This window comes from Rhodococcus sp. IEGM 1241 (assembly GCF_033142365.1).
Lineage (GTDB): Bacteria > Actinomycetota > Actinomycetes > Mycobacteriales > Mycobacteriaceae > Rhodococcus_F > Rhodococcus_F erythropolis.
Genome location: NZ_JAWLSE010000007.1, coordinates 86,828 through 103,069 on the forward strand (window position 1 = coordinate 86,828; position 16,242 = coordinate 103,069).

General features: G+C 62.7%; 17 protein-coding genes. 10 read left to right on the forward strand and 7 right to left on the reverse strand.

Annotated elements, in window-relative coordinates; translation table 11 throughout:
• The first annotated feature begins 42 nt into the window (after positions 1 to 42).
• Both R4P70_RS27260 and R4P70_RS27265 read left to right on the forward strand, forming a co-directional pair.
• On the forward strand, positions 43 to 918 hold the full coding sequence (locus R4P70_RS27260) for an SCO6745 family protein (protein WP_029538185.1): 876 nt from the start codon (positions 43 to 45) through the stop codon (positions 916 to 918).
• Between the two features lie 188 nt (positions 919 to 1,106).
• On the forward strand, positions 1,107 to 1,559 hold the full coding sequence (locus tag R4P70_RS27265) for a universal stress protein (protein WP_019748627.1): 453 nt from the start codon (positions 1,107 to 1,109) through the stop codon (positions 1,557 to 1,559).
• Between the two features lies 1 nt (position 1,560).
• On the opposite strand, the gene R4P70_RS27270 is transcribed toward R4P70_RS27265, so the two are convergent.
• The 3 genes from R4P70_RS27270 to R4P70_RS27280 all read right to left on the reverse strand — a co-directional run bounded on the left by R4P70_RS27270 (position 1,561) and on the right by R4P70_RS27280 (position 5,453).
• Complete coding sequence (locus R4P70_RS27270; protein ID WP_019748626.1) at positions 1,561 to 2,022, reverse strand: DUF732 domain-containing protein; 462 nt, start codon at positions 2,020 to 2,022, stop codon at positions 1,561 to 1,563.
• An 83-nt stretch (positions 2,023 to 2,105) separates the two neighbouring features.
• Positions 2,106 to 4,388, reverse strand: a complete 2,283-nt coding sequence (locus tag R4P70_RS27275) for a HelD family protein (RefSeq protein WP_317832709.1) — start codon at positions 4,386 to 4,388, stop codon at positions 2,106 to 2,108.
• Between the two features lie 132 nt (positions 4,389 to 4,520).
• The gene (locus R4P70_RS27280) at positions 4,521 to 5,453 is read right to left on the reverse strand and encodes a DoxX family protein (protein WP_003944048.1); all 933 of its coding nucleotides are present in this window, start codon (positions 5,451 to 5,453) and stop codon (positions 4,521 to 4,523) included.
• A 217-nt stretch (positions 5,454 to 5,670) separates the two neighbouring features.
• Between R4P70_RS27280 and R4P70_RS27285 the strand changes: the two genes are divergently transcribed.
• Positions 5,671 to 6,141, forward strand: coding sequence for a DUF2716 domain-containing protein (locus R4P70_RS27285; RefSeq protein ID WP_317832711.1), 471 nt, complete (start codon positions 5,671 to 5,673; stop codon positions 6,139 to 6,141).
• 28 nt (positions 6,142 to 6,169) lie between these two features.
• On the opposite strand, the gene R4P70_RS27290 is transcribed toward R4P70_RS27285, so the two are convergent.
• Positions 6,170 to 6,856, reverse strand: coding sequence for an MBL fold metallo-hydrolase (locus tag R4P70_RS27290; protein ID WP_020969731.1), 687 nt, complete (start codon positions 6,854 to 6,856; stop codon positions 6,170 to 6,172).
• Between the two features lie 174 nt (positions 6,857 to 7,030).
• On the opposite strand from R4P70_RS27290, the gene uvrA reads away from it, so the two are divergent.
• Positions 7,031 to 9,991 (forward strand): excinuclease ABC subunit UvrA, encoded by a 2,961-nt coding sequence (gene uvrA, locus R4P70_RS27295; RefSeq protein ID WP_024487477.1) that lies wholly within the window; start codon positions 7,031 to 7,033, stop codon positions 9,989 to 9,991.
• A gap of 72 nt (positions 9,992 to 10,063) precedes the next feature.
• Here uvrA and R4P70_RS27300 read toward each other — a convergent pair whose 3' ends face one another.
• A complete protein-coding gene (locus tag R4P70_RS27300) occupies positions 10,064 to 10,774 on the reverse strand; it encodes an alpha/beta hydrolase (RefSeq protein ID WP_317832713.1) in 711 nt (236 codons plus the stop codon).
• Between the two features lie 80 nt (positions 10,775 to 10,854).
• On the opposite strand from R4P70_RS27300, the gene R4P70_RS27305 reads away from it, so the two are divergent.
• A complete protein-coding gene (locus R4P70_RS27305) occupies positions 10,855 to 11,565 on the forward strand; it encodes a helix-turn-helix transcriptional regulator (RefSeq protein ID WP_317832715.1) in 711 nt (236 codons plus the stop codon).
• A 5-nt stretch (positions 11,566 to 11,570) separates the two neighbouring features.
• Here the strand turns inward: R4P70_RS27305 and R4P70_RS27310 are convergent, their stop codons facing one another.
• Both R4P70_RS27310 and R4P70_RS27315 read right to left on the reverse strand, forming a co-directional pair.
• A complete protein-coding gene (locus R4P70_RS27310; protein WP_279164116.1) occupies positions 11,571 to 11,987 on the reverse strand; it encodes a DUF1801 domain-containing protein in 417 nt (138 codons plus the stop codon).
• 1 nt (position 11,988) lies between these two features.
• Positions 11,989 to 12,357, reverse strand: a complete 369-nt coding sequence (locus tag R4P70_RS27315) for a DUF1844 domain-containing protein (RefSeq protein ID WP_020907885.1) — start codon at positions 12,355 to 12,357, stop codon at positions 11,989 to 11,991.
• A 370-nt stretch (positions 12,358 to 12,727) separates the two neighbouring features.
• Between R4P70_RS27315 and infC the strand changes: the two genes are divergently transcribed.
• The 5 genes from infC to pheS all read left to right on the forward strand — a co-directional run bounded on the left by infC (position 12,728) and on the right by pheS (position 16,222).
• A complete protein-coding gene (gene infC, locus R4P70_RS27320) occupies positions 12,728 to 13,420 on the forward strand; it encodes a translation initiation factor IF-3 (RefSeq protein ID WP_003944008.1) in 693 nt (230 codons plus the stop codon).
• A 43-nt stretch (positions 13,421 to 13,463) separates the two neighbouring features.
• A complete protein-coding gene (gene rpmI / locus R4P70_RS27325; protein ID WP_003944043.1) occupies positions 13,464 to 13,658 on the forward strand; it encodes a 50S ribosomal protein L35 in 195 nt (64 codons plus the stop codon).
• 63 nt (positions 13,659 to 13,721) lie between these two features.
• Complete coding sequence (gene rplT, locus R4P70_RS27330; protein WP_019748616.1) at positions 13,722 to 14,111, forward strand: 50S ribosomal protein L20; 390 nt, start codon at positions 13,722 to 13,724, stop codon at positions 14,109 to 14,111.
• A 23-nt stretch (positions 14,112 to 14,134) separates the two neighbouring features.
• Positions 14,135 to 14,965 carry a TrmH family RNA methyltransferase gene (locus tag R4P70_RS27335; protein ID WP_007736261.1) on the forward strand — a complete coding sequence of 277 codons (831 nt, stop codon included), beginning with the start codon at positions 14,135 to 14,137 and terminating at the stop codon, positions 14,963 to 14,965.
• Between the two features lie 186 nt (positions 14,966 to 15,151).
• Positions 15,152 to 16,222, forward strand: coding sequence for a phenylalanine--tRNA ligase subunit alpha (pheS, locus tag R4P70_RS27340; protein WP_003944109.1), 1,071 nt, complete (start codon positions 15,152 to 15,154; stop codon positions 16,220 to 16,222).
• The last annotated feature ends 20 nt before the right edge of the window (positions 16,223 to 16,242 follow it).

Below are 16,242 nucleotides of genomic sequence, written 5' to 3' on the forward strand. Positions count from 1 at the left end.
GCCTCGCGTGGGTTCGTGCTCTCGACCGCTACGGTTTCAGGTATGGATGCACAGACTGCAGGCAAGACCGCGCGGACTCTCGAACTTCTCCACTCGTTGGCGTACTTCGTCCCGGAGACGGAGAAGGAGCTTGTCGGCGTCGGGTTGGAGCCCGGCCGAATGGTGTACTTCGCAGGGCGATCAGCACCGCTCGGCGCTCCACCGGCGACTGTCGTCACGGCCACCTTCTTCAACTTCAATCCCGAACTGATCGCCAGCGTCATCCCACGTGCCTGGGAATTGGCAAGGCCCACAGAGGTTGTCGCCGCGCGGTATCGGGCAATCGACGCGGCGTACGTCCGCCTGTTCGGTGCGGACGTGACAGGATCGGCAGACATGGCCGAGGCCGCCGAACTCGTGTCGATCGCGGCTCAGAACATCCCCGGAGTGGACGGCCGCCCCCTGTATGCGGGTTGGGCGTCGCTCGACTGGCCGACCGAACCGCACCTGCGTTTCTGGCACGCGCTGACACTGCTGCGTGAGTATCGCGGCGACGGCCACATTGCGGCTCTTCAGACCGCGGGATTGAACGGCCTGGACGCGTTGATCACGCACACCGCGACGGGAATCGGGTTTCAGCGTAAGTTCGCGCAGACTCGCCGCGGATGGTCGCAGGAACAGTGGGACGAGGCCGTCGAGAGTTTGAAGGACCGCGAACTGCTGGATCGTTCGTCCGGTGCACTGACCGAGGACGGGCAGGAACTGCGTGACGTCGTCGAAGACCTGACTGACGACCTCGCTTTGGCTCCGTGGGATGCGCTGGGTGAGGAGGGTGCCAAGCGGTTGCTGGAATTGGCGACGCCGTGGCGTACCGCCCTGGTCGAGCAGGAAGTTTTTCCGGCGGCGCTGTTCGGGCCCCGCTTCGGCAAACTTCGCTGAGTGGTCACCGCCGCACAAATGTGTCTGTGACGAAGAATCACATTCACTGTGGGCTTGTGGCGTGTACTGCAAATAACACTATCCGCGGCACAATCCCGCTAATGTCAGCGCAGCGGTTGTCGAGCGGGCGCAACAGCGTTGCGCTCGGTGCCGGCCGTACCGTCCGTCCCGTAACCATGGAGGAATGAATGAGTGCCTACCGGACCGTTGTCGTAGGAACCGATGGCTCCGAGTCGTCACTGAAGGCAGTCGACAGAGCTGCCGCCATTGCCAGTGGCTCGGACGCTCAGCTCGTCATCGCATGTGCGTACTACCCGGCTGATCCCAAGGACGTGAGCGCTGCCGCTGATGCGTTGGGTAACGAGGCCTACCAGGTCACCGGTTCCGCTCCGACCTACGAGATCCTTCGCACCGCTCGTGAGCGCGCACATGCCCAGGGTGCCAAGGATGTTGTCGAGCGCGCTATCGTCGGCGCTCCCGTCGAATCGCTTCTCGCTTTGCTCGACGAGGTCAAGGGCGACTTGCTGGTCGTCGGAAATCGCGGATTGAACACACTGACCGGGCGTCTGCTCGGATCGGTGCCTTCCGATGCGGCGCGCAAGGCGACATCCGATGTCCTGATCGTGCACACCGTTCGCTGACCTACCGGCAGTAGTCGGCCTCGGCCGCATCGACGAACACTTCAGCCAGCTGATCGGCGCTGGGGGGCGTTGTCGATGCGGCCGAGTCGTTTCCGGTGGTGACCATCGGTTCGCTCGCGCCGTTCAGCGATACCGTCCGCAGATTCGCGATGATCATCGCTCGATCCGTGCCGGCCGCGAGCTGCTGGCAGACACCGTCACCGAGCGCCTGCAACATGTCGTCGGAAAAGGCTGGCTTGACCCCGGTAGATGCAAGCGCCGCCCGCAGCCGTTCTGCATCGTCTACCGGTTTTTCGGTCGGTGCGGCGGCAACGGCAGCGATGTCGTCGCTGCCTGCAGCAGCCGTTGAACTCGAATCATCCTCTGAACAACCGGCTGTCACCGCCGCAAGCATCCCGACACCGATCACCACGCGAGCGATCTTGCGGAAGGGTGCGGCGGAACTTGCGGGCAGGCCAAGCACGAGGGGTCATTCCTTCAGTCGTCGACACAAATTGGGGTGACACCACGATTCGTGGTGTCACGCACGAACCTACTCCGTGAGGCTCACGAATCGAAGGCCAACTCTGCTGCCGCGACGCCGTCGAGAACCGCGGGGAGCGACTCGACGTGAATGATGCCGAGCCTCTGGGTAGCGCGGGTCAACGCGACGTAGAGGTCGTTCATTCCGCGTGGTGACTCGTCGAGAATGTCGGCAGGTTCGACGATCAACACGGTGTCGAACTCGAGTCCCTTGACGTCCTTGACCGACAGGACACTTACGGTCTCACTCGCAATGCCCGCCAGAACGGCAACGACCTCGGAACCGGCGATCACTGCGGTGATACCGGGATGCGACTCGGACTCGATGCAACGGCGCACGGTCGATTCCAATTCTTCGGCCGTGGTCTTGAGTGCCCACGGCGCGAATCCGCTGTCGCGTACCGACCGGGGCACGGATTGCTCCGGGTCGATCTCTTCGAGCACACGGTGCGCGACATCCATGATCTCCGAGGGAGTTCGGTAGTTGACGGTCAGTTCGGTGAGCTTCCAGCGCTTGGCGACGTAAGGCTCGAGAATCTTCTGCCAGGACGAGGTTCCCGCGGGATCACCAGTCTGAGCTGTATCGCCGACCAACGTCATCCAGCGATTCGGTATGCGCCGCATCAGCATTCGCCACGCCATTTCGGAGAGCTCTTGGGCTTCGTCGACGATCACGTGACCGTAGGTCCAGGTTCGGTCGCCGGCAGCGCGTTCTGCCGTGGTCTGGCGCTGGCCCTGATCGTGGCGCTGGGCGAGTTGGCTGGCGTCGATCAAGTCGTACGCCATCAAGATCTCGGGATCCATCTCGTCTTCGAGATCCTGTGGTGCAGAGCCGGTGAGGATGTCGAGGGCGCCCTGGGCGTCGGCGATCTGCGCGCGCCATTCACGTTGTGCGCGTTCGCGTTCGGCGGCATCGTCGACTCCGAGGATCTCGGCCAGTTCATCGAGGAGGGGAGCGTCTGCCGCACTGAAACCCGGTCCGACGCGCTGCAGAAGCTCGTCGCGTTGGGCGTCGTCGAGTTGCGGCGCTGCCTTGGCCAACCTCGCCGGAGAGGTCCACAGTTCCGCGAGGATTTGCTGGGGCGATAATTCAGGCCACAGCTTTCCGATGGCGGACATGATGTCCGCGTCCTCACGCATCTCGTCGCGAATGTCGGCGATGTCGTCCCGACTGAGGAGTGAGCCGCCGTCCACGAGGTTGCCGCCGATGAGTTCGGCCATCTGCAGTGCCAACGCCTCGATGACTGCTGCCACGAAGATCGGGCGCGCCAGGTTGTGTGGGCGACGCGACGACCGAGCACGTCCGCGAGCCTTCGTGACAGTCTTGCGATCCAGCTTCAAGTCGTACGTGTCGAATCGAAGGGTGATCGGCTTCGACGGGACTTCCTGCCGATCCCGGACGGCGTTCTTGAGTACGTCGAGGATCGCGAGGGAACCCTTGATCTCACCGGCGGCGAGGGAATCCGTACGAGTCGCACGCACTCCGGGGTACAGGTCCCCGATCGTCGAGAGCAGAACTCCGGTCTCACCGAGTGAAGGAAGGACCTGGCTGATGTAGTCGAGGAACGTCGCGTTCGGCCCGATGATGAGAACACCGGCCTTGGCCAGTTGCTGGCGGTAGGTGTAGAGCAGGAACGCGGCACGGTGAAGTGCTACCGCGGTTTTGCCGGTACCCGGACCGCCCTGGACCACCAGAACGCTTTTGTGCTCGGAGCGGATGATGGCATCCTGCTCACTCTGAATGGTCTCGACGATGTCGTTCATCTGACCCGTACGCGCTGCGTTCAGAGCGTCCAGGAGTGCGCTCTCACCGGCGACGCCGCCGGCTTCGGTCACCACGCCGGCGGCTCGGGCAGCGTCGAGGTCCAGGTATTCGTCGTTGATTCCGGTGACTGTTCGGCTCCGACTGCGGATATGGCGTCGTCGCTTGACGCCCTCAGGTGCCGCGGGCGTCGCCAGATAGAACGGTCGTGCCATCGGAGCTCGCCAGTCGAGCAGTAGCGTTTCGTAGTCGTTGTCGGTGTCCAGAATGCCGAGTCGGCCGACGTAGCGTCGCTCGTCGTCGAAGTCGATGCGTCCGAAACACATTCCGTTCTCGGCTGCGTCGTACTTGGCGAGATCCTCGGTGTACATGGCATTGAAGGATTCGCGTTCACTGCGTGCTTGCGGGGTTCCGCCGGTCTCGAGGAGGACCGTGCTCAAGCGAGTTTGGGCATACTTTCGAAGATCGTCGAGACGGGAGTACAACATCGTCACGTACTGCTGCTCGAGCTCTTGCTCGTTCAGTGACGGGTCCGCGTCGGGCAAAGGATCTCCTAGGCTTGATGAGAAATTCACGCGCTGCAAAAGCGCCAAGACAGTCTAGTTCCCCCAGATGAACTGCCGCATAGATACAGGTCAGGCCACCCGAAGGTGGCCTGACCGTGTTTTTCGGTGCACTCAGTGCGTCAATTCGTCCTTCTTGGCGCGAGCCTTTTCGAGCGCCTTCTCGGCGCGCTTTCGGGCACGCTTACCCAGCACCTCGGTCTGCTCCGACGCCGTTTCGGCCCACTCGTTGCTCTTTTCGAGCGCGAGTTCGGCGAACTCGGAGCTGCGCTTGCTCGCCAGCTCTGCCAGTTCGGCGCTGCGCTCACGTGCGGTCTCGGCCAGTTCGGAGCCGCGCTTCTGCGCGACTTCGAGGATGTCCGGGCCGCGTTCTTTGGCGACCTCTCCGAATTCAGCGGCACGCTTGCTCGCGATCTCCGCGAACTCGGAGCTGCGCTCCTTGGCAAGTTCGAGCCAATCCGTGCCGTGAGCCTTTGCGGTTTCGGCAAGTTCGGAACCGCGTTCGGACGCCACCGACAGAGCGTGTTCGACGCGATCGCTCGTGTGATCGGTCTGCGATGCGACCAACGGAAGTGCCGCGGCGATAGACGCCTGAGCCTTCTTCGCGGCGCGGCGGCCACGCCAGCCGAGCGACGGCTTGCCCTCGGTGTCGACGGACGCGATCATCAGTCCGCCGAGCAGGCTGACGTTCTTGATGAAGTTGGTCCGCTGCATCGCTCGCAGTGACGGATCGGTTTCGTTCCAGAAGTCGTGACCGGCAAGCGTGGTCGGTACCAGGCTCCCCGCGAGGACCAACGACGCGAGGCGCGGCGCCTTGCCGGTGGCCAGCAGGGCACCGCCGCCGATCTGGACGGCGGCGTTGATCTTGACGAGTGTTTCCGGATCAGCAGGCACCTTCTGCGTCACTGCTCCTGGCAGCGTCTCGACGGATTTGTCGATCAGCGGTGACGCTTTGGCTGCTCGCTGAGCGGGGTTGCGCAAAGCATCGATTCCCCCGGCGATGAAGATCGTGGAAAGCAGTGGACGAGCAATTCGACGTACCAGCATGTTTCAAGCCTCCCGATGTAGGTTCGTTTTCCACCCTAGCGATCTCACAAGGAATTGGTCCGGTTCGGCGATCCCGCGACGCCTGACCCGGTTGACGGATTCCTGGTCGCCGAAGCGCGCTGTACTGCGTCGATGACTTCTCCACCGATCCGGACACACCGTTCTGAAGTATCCGTTACCGCGTATCCGCATACGGCGTGTTCGAAGGTGTCACACAATGCGCACCGTTCGAGCACGATGGTGTTGTGACCACGAAGGTATCGCTGAGCCGACGCCGTCCGTGGTCTTCGATTTGGGTGCGGCGCCAGCTGCGACTCCAGGGGCGTGGGCGTGGGCCGCTCGCGTGGATGCGATCAACGCCGAAGCGTTGCGCTGTTTTGTCACCGATTGGAACGACGATCCCAACTTTGTCGTTCTGGATTGGCAGCATCCGGGCTACACCTTCGACGCGGAGGCGCATGCTGCCGCGAAAGAGTTGGCGGAGTGGCGTGTCCCGATCTATCCGAACGGCGACTACTACATATTCAGTCGTGACGACTTCACGGAGGGGACCTTCGGCCATCCGTGGGAACGCACGCTGTGTGTGTTCGGGGAACGGATGGTCGAAGGACTCGGCCGGACTCTGTCGACCTGGCTTCCGCGACTTCGCGTCGACGGTGAACAGGTCGATAGTCAGGAAGTCGGTTAGCGGGGTCTAGTACGGAACAGGTGAAACGTCACCAACCGCGCTCGCGCCATTCCGCCAGGTGCGGGCGCTCGGTACCCAGCGTCGTGTCCTTGCCGTGCCCGGGGTAGACGACAGTCGCGTCGTCGTACCTTCCGAACAACTTGTTTTCCACGTCGTCGAGCAGGGAAGTGAACTTCTCGGGGTCGGCGGTCTTTCCGACGCCTCCGGGGAAGAGTGAGTCGCCGGTGAAGAGGTGAACCTGCCCATTCGGTTCGGTCAGAGCCAACGCAATGGAACCGGGCGTGTGGCCGGACAGGTGAATGACGTCGAGGCTCAGATTGCCAACTGTCACCTTGTCGCCGTCTTCGAGGAGTACGTCCGGGGTGACGGGAAGGACCTCCGCGTCGAGAGGATGAGCCGCGGTCGGCACCTTGGTGGCAGCGTGGACGTCCTGCAGAGCCAACCAGTGATCACCGTGTTGGTGGGTGGTGACGATGGAATCGAAAACAGGTGCTTCCTGTTCGATGAGCGCAATGATCTTCTCGGCCTCGTTGGCCGCATCGATCAGGAGAGATTTCCCGGTCGCGGAACAGACGACGAGGTAAGTGTTGTTGTCCATGGGGCCGACCGACATCTTCGTGATGACGGCACCGTCGACTGTGCGCCGCTGAGGGGCAGAATCGGGGGAGACCTGACCGGTGTAGGAGTCGTCGATCACGATGGGCTGATTCGTCATGAAACGCAGGCTACCTTCGAATAGGGGCAGGTAGAGCGATGGGCTCGCCTGGTGAGAAAAACGTGTCGGTGGCTCGGCCTACGATGACGATCGCTCGAGGACTCGCGTTTGCGAGGCCACTCGAGACTTCTCCGGGGGGACGGCCCCGGACGATTGACAATGAAGGGAATTGGTGTGGCGGATCGCCTGATCGTGCGGGGTGCGCGTGAGCACAATCTGCGAGGAGTCGATCTCGACCTCCCGCGAGACAGCCTGATCGTCTTCACCGGGTTGTCCGGCTCCGGCAAGTCCAGCCTCGCGTTCGACACGATCTTTGCCGAAGGTCAGCGCCGCTACGTCGAGTCACTCTCGGCATACGCGCGTCAGTTCCTCGGTCAGATGGACAAGCCCGATGTCGATTTCATCGAGGGATTGTCGCCGGCGGTGTCCATCGACCAGAAGTCGACCAACCGCAACCCCCGTTCGACGGTGGGCACGATCACCGAGGTCTACGACTACCTCCGGCTCCTTTATGCCCGCGCAGGTTCGGCGCACTGCCCGGTCTGTGGTGAGAAGATCGCACGTCAGACCCCGCAGCAGATCGTCGACCAGGTGCTCGAGATGGAGGAGGGCATCAAGTTCCAGGTCCTCGCACCAGTGGTCCGTACTCGTAAGGGCGAGTTCGTCGATCTCTTCGATCAGCTCAACACCCAGGGCTACTCGCGTGTGCGCGTCGACGGAGTCGTCCATTCGCTGGCCGATCCGCCGAAGCTCAAGAAGCAGGAAAAGCACGACATCGAAGTAGTGGTCGACCGATTGCAGGTCAAGGCGAGCTCGAAGCAGCGCCTGACCGACTCGGTCGAGACCGCACTTCGATTGGCCGAAGGCATCGTGGTCCTCGACTTCGTCGACCGTGAAGAAAATGCACCTGATCGTGAGCGTCGTTTCTCAGAGAAGCTGGCCTGCCCGAATGGCCACGCACTCGCGATCGACGATCTCGAACCGCGCTCGTTCTCCTTCAACTCGCCCTACGGCGCCTGCCCGGAATGCACCGGCCTCGGTATCCGCAAGGAGGTCGACCCGGATCTGGTGGTTCCGGACCCTGATCTGAGCCTCGAAGACGGAGCTATCGCACCGTGGTCGATGGGCCAGAGTTCCGAGTACTTCGGACGCCTGCTGTCCGGCCTCGGCGACATCCTCGGTTTCGACATGAAGACGCCGTGGAACAAGTTGCCGGCGAAGGCCCGCAAAGCGATCCTCGAAGGCAGTGAGGAGCAGGTGCACGTCCGGTACAAGAATCGGTACGGCCGTACCCGTTCTTACTACGCGGAGTTCGAAGGTGTGATGCCCTTCCTGCATCGCCGCCTCGAGCAGACCGAATCCGATCAGATGAAGGAACGCTACGACGGGTACATGCGCGACACCCCGTGCCCGGCGTGTGGTGGTGCTCGCCTGCGCCCCGAAATCCTGTCGGTAACTATCGCGGCGGGAGACTTCGGCAGTAAGTCCATCGCCGAGGTCTGTGAACTGTCGATCTCCGATTGCGCGGATTTCCTGAACAGCCTCACTCTCGGCTCGCGTGAAGAGGCAATCGCGGGTCAGGTCCTCAAGGAAGTTCAGGCGCGCCTCGGCTTCCTGCTCGACGTCGGCCTGGAATACCTTTCCCTCTCGCGAGCCGCGGGCACGTTGTCCGGTGGCGAAGCCCAGCGAATTCGCTTGGCAACACAGATCGGATCCGGACTGGTCGGCGTGCTTTACGTACTCGACGAGCCGTCCATCGGCCTGCACCAGCGTGACAACCGGCGACTGATCGAAACCCTGACGCGCCTGCGCGACCTCGGCAACACGCTGATCGTCGTCGAACACGACGAAGACACGATCCGTACATCCGACTGGGTGGTCGACATCGGACCGTACGCCGGCGAGCACGGCGGCAAGGTCGTCCACAGCGGCCCGTACGAAGAACTGCTGACGTGTGAAGAGTCTTTGACCGGGGCCTACCTGTCGGGTCGCAGCTTCATCGAGGTTCCGGCCATTCGTCGGCCGGTGGATCGCAAACGCCAGGTCACGGTCGTCGGAGCTCGCGAGCACAATCTCGACGGCATCGACGTAAGTTTCCCGCTGGGTGTTCTCACCGCTGTCACCGGTGTCTCCGGTTCGGGCAAGTCGACGTTGGTCAACGACATTCTCGCGACCGTCATGGCGAACAAGCTCAACGGTGCACGCCAGGTGCCTGGCCGTCACACACGAATCAACGGTCTCGATCAGCTGGACAAGCTCGTGCAGGTCGATCAGTCTCCGATCGGCCGGACTCCGCGATCGAATGCGGCCACGTACACCGGTGTGTTCGACAAGATTCGAACCCTGTTCGCGGCCACCACGGAAGCGAAAGTCCGCGGTTATCAGCCCGGCCGATTCTCGTTCAATGTCAAGGGCGGACGCTGCGAGGCGTGCTCCGGCGACGGAACCTTGAAGATCGAGATGAACTTCCTGCCGGACGTGTACGTGCCCTGCGAGGTATGCCACGGCGCTCGGTACAACCGCGAAACGCTCGAGGTCCACTACAAGGGCAAGTCGATCGCCGAGGTACTCGACATGCCCATCGAGGAAGCAGCCGAGTTCTTCCAGCCGGTGACCTCTATTCACCGGTACCTCAAGACGCTGGTCGACGTCGGACTGGGCTATGTCCGACTGGGTCAGCCGGCTCCGACCCTGTCCGGTGGTGAGGCGCAGCGCGTCAAGCTGGCCGCCGAGTTGCAGAAGCGGTCCACCGGTCGCACGGTGTACATCCTCGACGAGCCCACCACGGGTCTGCATTTCGAGGACATCCGAAAGCTCCTGATCGTGATCAACGGTCTGGTCGACAAGGGCAACAGCGTGATCGTGATCGAGCACAACCTCGACGTGATCAAGACGTCGGACTGGGTCGTCGATATGGGGCCCGAAGGTGGATCCGGCGGCGGAACCGTTGTGGCGCAAGGTACCCCGGAGGACGTTGCCGCGGTCCCCGAGAGCTACACGGGCAAGTTCCTCAGTGAGGTTCTCACCGCACAGCACGCGCCCGTCAAGGCCAAGCCGATCACCAAGAAGCGTGCAACGAAGGCAGTTGCCGCAAAGAAGGCGGCGCCACGGAAGAAAGCTGCTTCCGTGAGCTAGTAGAAGGTGAGCAAGTAGAAGTCGGTCAGTGATGCCGGGTCGGAATCCGATCCGGCATCACTGCTTTGTCGATCAGGAAGCGGCGGCCTCGAGGATCACCTGGGCGACGTCTTCGGGGCGCGACCACATCGGCCAATGGCCGGTCGGGAGGTCGACGTACGTCACGGGGAGTTTCGCCAGTTCGGCGGCCATCGGATGACCCCCGTCGGCCATCTGGGCAATCACCGCGGACGGGAACGTGCTGCAAACGACGGTTGACGGCACCTGGTACCGCTTTTCGTTCGTCAGGACAATCGGCTCACGCGCCGGCCCGGCCGGTTCGGGGACGGCGTTCGCGCGAAACGACTCGAGAGCCTTCTCGTCGAGTCCTTCGAGGCTGCTGCCGTCTGCTTCAAGTTCTGCCCACGTCGGCAGCGGTATCTCGACGACGTCAGCGGCCAGATCCGGTCGCAGCGCCGCGCCGTCGGGCATGGGGCCTGAATCGACGTAGACGATCCGTGCGACTCGATCCGGGATGCGATCGGTTACCGCGTATCCCACCGGGCCGGCGCCGCTGTGTACGACCAGGACCGTACGTTCGTCTGAATCCGATACAGCGTCGATGACTGCGCGGACGTGGGCGTCGAAGGTGATCGCTGATCGATCTGCATCGACGGCGTCGAGTCCGGGCAGCGTCAAGCTGGTCACGCGGGTGGTGTCGGAGCGCTCGAGGTGGGGGAGGACTGCGTCCCAAGCCCATGAGCCGAGCCAGAATCCGGGAACAAGAACGATGTGAGTTTTCATGGACTCACTGTGCAATCAGGTTGGTGACAACAGAGTGTCACCAATTATGTCACTGTTTGGTATCGAAATCTGCGACACTGGTGAACATGAATCGAGCTGCGAGATTGCACGCTCTCGTCGAAGAGCTTCGGCGACAGGGCGATCGAGGGGCTACGTGTTCCCGATTGTCCGAGGAATTCGGTGTCACCACCCGGACGATCAAGCGGGATATCGAGACTCTGATGATGTCGGGCGCGGCGATCGAGGCGCGCTCGGGCCCCGGGGGTGGATACCGACTCGTAGGTCGCGCCACGCTACCGCCGGTCAATTTCACTGTTCCGCAAGCAGTTTCAATCGCGTTGGCCTTGACGGCGGCCGGTGACGCCCCGTTTGCGCCGGACGGACGAGCAGCTCTGGCGAAACTGCTCGACGTGATGGACGAGGAGAGTCGTCGTAAGGTCGCCGAACTCGGTGGCCGTGTGTGGATTCGCGGCGACGGCGGGGTAGTAGCGGATTCGCGCACGAACCGGCGGGCCGTCGAGCAGGGGCTCGAACAGAGTCGCGTCGTGTCGTTGCACTACGTGGACGGGGACGGTGCGGAGACGGTCCGGGCAGTTGAGCCGCACATTCTGGCGCAGGACCGTGGGCAGTGGTTTCTCATCGGCTGGTGTCGCCAGCGCGACGCGGTGCGGTGGTTTCGACTCGATCGAATGCGGCGGGCCACGCTGACGAACGATCACTTCACACCACGGGATTCGACCCTGTTCGGCCAACCGCCCGAAGACGCTCGGCCTGTAGCCCCACGAAGGTGACCTGTTCAGTCGATCATGTTGCGGGCTGCGGCAACGGAATCCGTGATCAGTTCGGTCAGGACTGCCATGTCGACGTCGCTCAGCCGTTTGACGTACAGGCAGCCCTTGCCGATCTTGTGCTTGCCGAGGCGCGCCAGTGTGTCGGTGTAGTCGTCGAAGTTCAGCGACAAGTACAACGTGAGCGCGGTGGCCCTGGGGGAGAACCCGATCAGTGGGGTGTCACCTTCGTGGCCACTCGCATACCGGTAGTGCCGTGCCCCGAAACCGATGATGCTCGAGCCCCACATGACGGCAGGCTCGCCGGTCGCGGCCGACAGCAAGGAGATCAGCTCCAGGCTGTCGGCACGCTTGCGGTCGTCGACGCGTGAAATGAATGCGTCGACGTCCTCGGGCGTCGGTTGGGTCTTGTTGGCGGTTGCCAACTCAGTAGACCGGACCGGTGAACTTCTCGCCCGGTCCCTTTCCTGGCTCGTCCGGGTGCGAGGAGGCCTCACGGAATGCGCGCTGCAGGGCTTGAAGGCCTTCACGGATGGGTCCGGCGTGGGGGCCGAGGTATTCGACCGACGCAGTCACCAGTCCGGCAAGCGCCGTGATGACTCGACGAGCTTCGTCGAGGTCCAGATAGGGACTGGAAGACGGATCGGCGTCGGAGAGGCCGAGTTTTTCGGCAGCCGAACTCATCAGCATCACTGCGGCGCGGCTGATGACCTCGACCGCGGGAACTTCGGAGAGTTCGCGGACGTCGGGGTTCGCGCCGTCGGTGTTCTGATCTGCCTCGAAGTTCTCACTCATGGTTGTAAGGATTCCATCAGGCCGTGGTGGTGTTGAATCGGGCCTCTCCCGGCAGCACTGGGAGCGGCACCGATTTCTTTCATCTGTGGCGACCTGTTACTCTTGTTGCAACGACCGCCTCCGACTTGTTCGGGGGCAGCAAGTGGAGTCCGACTCCCACCTCTGCACGGCAGGTGAAACTGCAGTTCAGTGGTTCCGGTCACCTGTTATCGGAGATCAATTCTTCGTCAGGTTCCTCGCTCAGTCGAGGAGATAGGTTTCGGCGTGAGCTGGATCTTATGTGATCGGTCGACATCGGGCCCCGCGGATGAGCAATCATCACAGCGGGGCTTTTTTGTTGGGGTGCGGGCGGTACGGGCTGCGTGCGGTCATGAAGACCGCACCGTTCAACCTAGGAGGCCCCATCAGCACTGAGACCCGCATCAACGATCGTATCCGCGTTCCCGAGGTTCGTTTGGTCGGACCTGGCGGGGAACAGGTAGGCATCGTGCGTGTTGAAGATGCACTCCGCTTGGCCCTTGAGGCCGACCTCGACCTGGTCGAGGTAGCTCCTGATGCCCGTCCACCGGTCTGCAAGATCATGGACTACGGCAAGTTCAAGTACGAGGCTGCACAGAAGGCACGTGAGTCACGTAAGAACCAGCAGCTGACGGTCATCAAGGAGCAGAAGCTCCGACCCAAGATCGACGACCACGACTACGAGACCAAGAAGCGCAACGTCGTTCGCTTCCTCGAAGCCGGTTCCAAGGTCAAGGTCACGATCATGTTCCGCGGACGTGAGCAGTCACGTCCCGAACTCGGCTACCGCCTTCTGCAGCGTCTGGGAGCAGACGTCGCAGATCTCGGATTCGTCGAAACCTCGGCAAAGCAGGACGGCCGAAACATGACGATGGTCCTGGCACCGCACAAGGGCGCCAAGACTCGCGTCAAGGCGCAGGAGAGCGCTCAGGCGCCAGTGGCTCAGGCTGCTCCGCGTCCGGCTCCGGCCGCACCGGCTTCCAGTGAAGCAGCTCCGGAAGCACCGGCGACCGGCGATGCCGCTCCCGAGGCTCCGGCCAGCTAGTCGATTTCCCAAGATCCACCACGTAACAAGAACTGAGGACTCCATGCCCAAGATGAAGAGCCACAGCGGCGCCTCGAAGCGATTCAAGGTGTCCGGCAGCGGAAAGCTCATGCGCCAGAAGGCCGGCCGTCGCCACCTTCTCGAGCACAAGTCCAGCAGGGTTACCCGTCGTCTCGACGGTGTCGCTGTTGTCAGCCCTGACGACGCTCCGCGCATCAAGCGCATGCTCGGCATCTGAGTCGCCCCCTTACTGACCACCCGGGGCCGTACTTTCAGCCCCTAGATTGACAGGATTTTTCAAGTGGCACGCGTAAAGAGGGCGGTCAACGCCCAGAAGAAGCGTCGTTCAATTCTTGCTGCATCCAGCGGCTACCGTGGACAGCGTTCGCGTCTGTACACCAAGGCCAAGGAGCAGCAGCTCCACTCGCTCACCTACGCGTACCGCGACCGTCGTGCGCGCAAGGGCGAGTTCCGCAAGCTGTGGATCACGCGTATCAACGCTGCAGCTCGCGCAAACGACATCACGTACAACCGCCTCATCCAGGGCCTGCGTCTGGCAGAGGTAGAGGTCGACCGCAAGATCCTGGCCGAGCTCGCTGTCTCCGATGCCGAGGCCTTTGCCGGCCTGGTCGCACTCGCGAAGGCCGCTCTGCCGGCTGACGTGAACGCTCCTGCCGGAGAAGCAGCCTGATTCACGCATCACAGCAACGGCCCGTGGACCCGCTCACCGAGCGGACTCCGCGGGTCGTTTCTGCTGTCAAGCTCCTGCGCACAGCAGAACGACGCAAAGCAGGACGTTTCCTCGTCGAGGGCGAGAACTCGGTCACCGAACTGTTGAACGGTGCACTCTCGAACGGCGAGGCCCGCCCGGTACACGACCTCTTCTACACCGAGGACGCAGCCGAGCGCTATCAGCACGTCATCGATCGGGCGCTGACCGCTGGAGTTCGTGTTGCTCTTGTGACCGATCGAGCAATCAAAGCTCTGAGCGATACCGTCACGCCGCCCGGTCTCGTTGCCGTCAGCGATCTACTGGATGTACCGCTGAGCGCAGCCGTCCATCAGGAGACCCGACTGCTCGCAGTGCCGGTCGAGGTCAACGAACCAGGTAACGCGGGCACCGTCATTCGCATCGCCGACGCAGTGGGTGCCGATGCGGCAATCCTCGCCGGTGACAGCGTCGATCCGCACAACGGCAAGGTCGTTCGTTCGTCGGCGGGCAGCCTCTTTCACCTGCCAGTCGTCCGCGATCGAGACACGGTGTCGGTGATCGAGCAGATTCGCGCAGCCGGCATTCAGATTCTCGCGACTGCAGCTGACGGCGAGGTCGATCTCGACGAGGCCGACGAGTTGCTGAGCAAGCCGACGGCTTGGCTGTTCGGTAACGAAGCTCACGGTCTCGATCCGGCGATCGCCGCGCAGGCTGATCATCGGGTCAGGATTCCGATCCATGGCCGCGCCGAAAGCTTGAACCTCGCGACAGCGGCGGCAATTTGCCTGTACGCAAGCGCGCGGGTGCAAAATCGCGCCACCGATCACGGCTGAAAACGCACGCGAAGACCTCACGGAATCCCATTTGCGGAAGCCTGAGACAATACAAGAGCAGAGACAATGCTCGAGCGAGTTCGAATGCTCGCTCGCAGTACAAGAAGTAAGCAGTACAAGAAGCACGCAGTACAAGAAGCACGCAGTACGAGAAGTAAACCGAGAAGCGACAGGAGCGTCACAGCCGTGGCCAAAAATGAGGGCGCGACACCGCCGGAGGTCGACGCGAGTGTACTCACCGAAGAGGCGTTGACCGCTGCGGCTGAGAACGCCGAGAAGGCGCTGGCAGACGCCGCTGACCTGGACGCGCTGGCGCACGTCAAGGTGGAGCACCTGGGGGACAAGTCCCCGATCGCCCTCGCGCGCCGGGGACTCGGCAGCCTTCCGGGCAAGGAAAAGGCGGACGCCGGTAAGCGCGTCAACATCTTCCGCACTCGGATCAACAACGCGTACGACGCTCGTCGTGAGGTTCTCCTCGCCGAGCGTGACGCTGCGGTGTTGGTTGCCGAGGCAATCGACGTCACTCTGCCTTCCGATCGCCACCCCGTCGGGGCTCGTCACCCGATCAGCCTGATTTCCGAGCAGGTCGCCGACGTATTCGTCGCGATGGGTTGGGAAGTTGCCGAGGGTCCGGAGGTGGAGACCGAGCACTTCAACTTCGACGCACTCAACTTCTTGCCGGATCACCCTGCGCGCACGATGCAGGACACCTTCCACCTGGCACCCGAGAACTCGCGCCAGGTGCTGCGTACCCACACCTCGCCGGTGCAGGTCCGCACCATGCTCTCGCGTGAGGTGCCGATCTACGTGGTGTGCCCGGGCCGCACGTTCCGCACCGATGAACTCGATGCGACCCACACGCCTGTCTTCTCGCAGGTCGAAGGCCTGGCCGTCGACAAGGGCCTGACCATGGCCAACCTGCGCGGGACTCTCGACGCGTTCGCTCGTGCCCTTTTCGGCCCCGAGACGCGTACCCGTATGCGCCCCAACTACTTCCCGTTCACGGAACCGTCGGCCGAGGTCGACGTCTGGTTCGCGAACAAGAAGGGCGGCGCAGGCTGGGTCGAGTGGGGCGGCTGCGGCATGGTCAACCCGAACGTTCTGCGCGCCAGCGGTATCGATCCCGACGAGTACTCGGGTTTCGCATTCGGCATGGGCCTCGAGCGGACCCTGCAGTTCCGCAACGGTATCCCGGACATGCGCGACATCGTCGAAGGTGACGTGCGTTTCACGCTGCCCTTCGGTGTCGCAGGCTGACCGATCCGGTCCGCGGAACC

Bases quoted from the DNA above. Each gene is read 5' to 3' on its own strand.
- R4P70_RS27260 (WP_029538185.1), top strand. From the start codon at position 43: ATGGATGCACAGACTGCAGGCAAGACCGCGCGGACTCTCGAACTTCTC.
- R4P70_RS27265 (WP_019748627.1), top strand. From the start codon at position 1,107: ATGAGTGCCTACCGGACCGTTGTCGTAGGAACCGATGGCTCCGAGTCG.
- R4P70_RS27280 (WP_003944048.1), bottom strand. From the start codon at position 5,453: ATGCTGGTACGTCGAATTGCTCGTCCACTGCTTTCCACGATCTTCATC.
- R4P70_RS27285 (WP_317832711.1), top strand. From the start codon at position 5,671: ATGCGCACCGTTCGAGCACGATGGTGTTGTGACCACGAAGGTATCGCT.
- R4P70_RS27290 (WP_020969731.1), bottom strand. From the start codon at position 6,856: ATGACGAATCAGCCCATCGTGATCGACGACTCCTACACCGGTCAGGTC.
- R4P70_RS27300 (WP_317832713.1), bottom strand. From the start codon at position 10,774: ATGAAAACTCACATCGTTCTTGTTCCCGGATTCTGGCTCGGCTCATGG.
- R4P70_RS27315 (WP_020907885.1), bottom strand. From the start codon at position 12,357: ATGAGTGAGAACTTCGAGGCAGATCAGAACACCGACGGCGCGAACCCC.
- infC (WP_003944008.1), top strand. From the start codon at position 12,728: ATGAAGACCGCACCGTTCAACCTAGGAGGCCCCATCAGCACTGAGACC.
- rpmI (WP_003944043.1), top strand. From the start codon at position 13,464: ATGCCCAAGATGAAGAGCCACAGCGGCGCCTCGAAGCGATTCAAGGTG.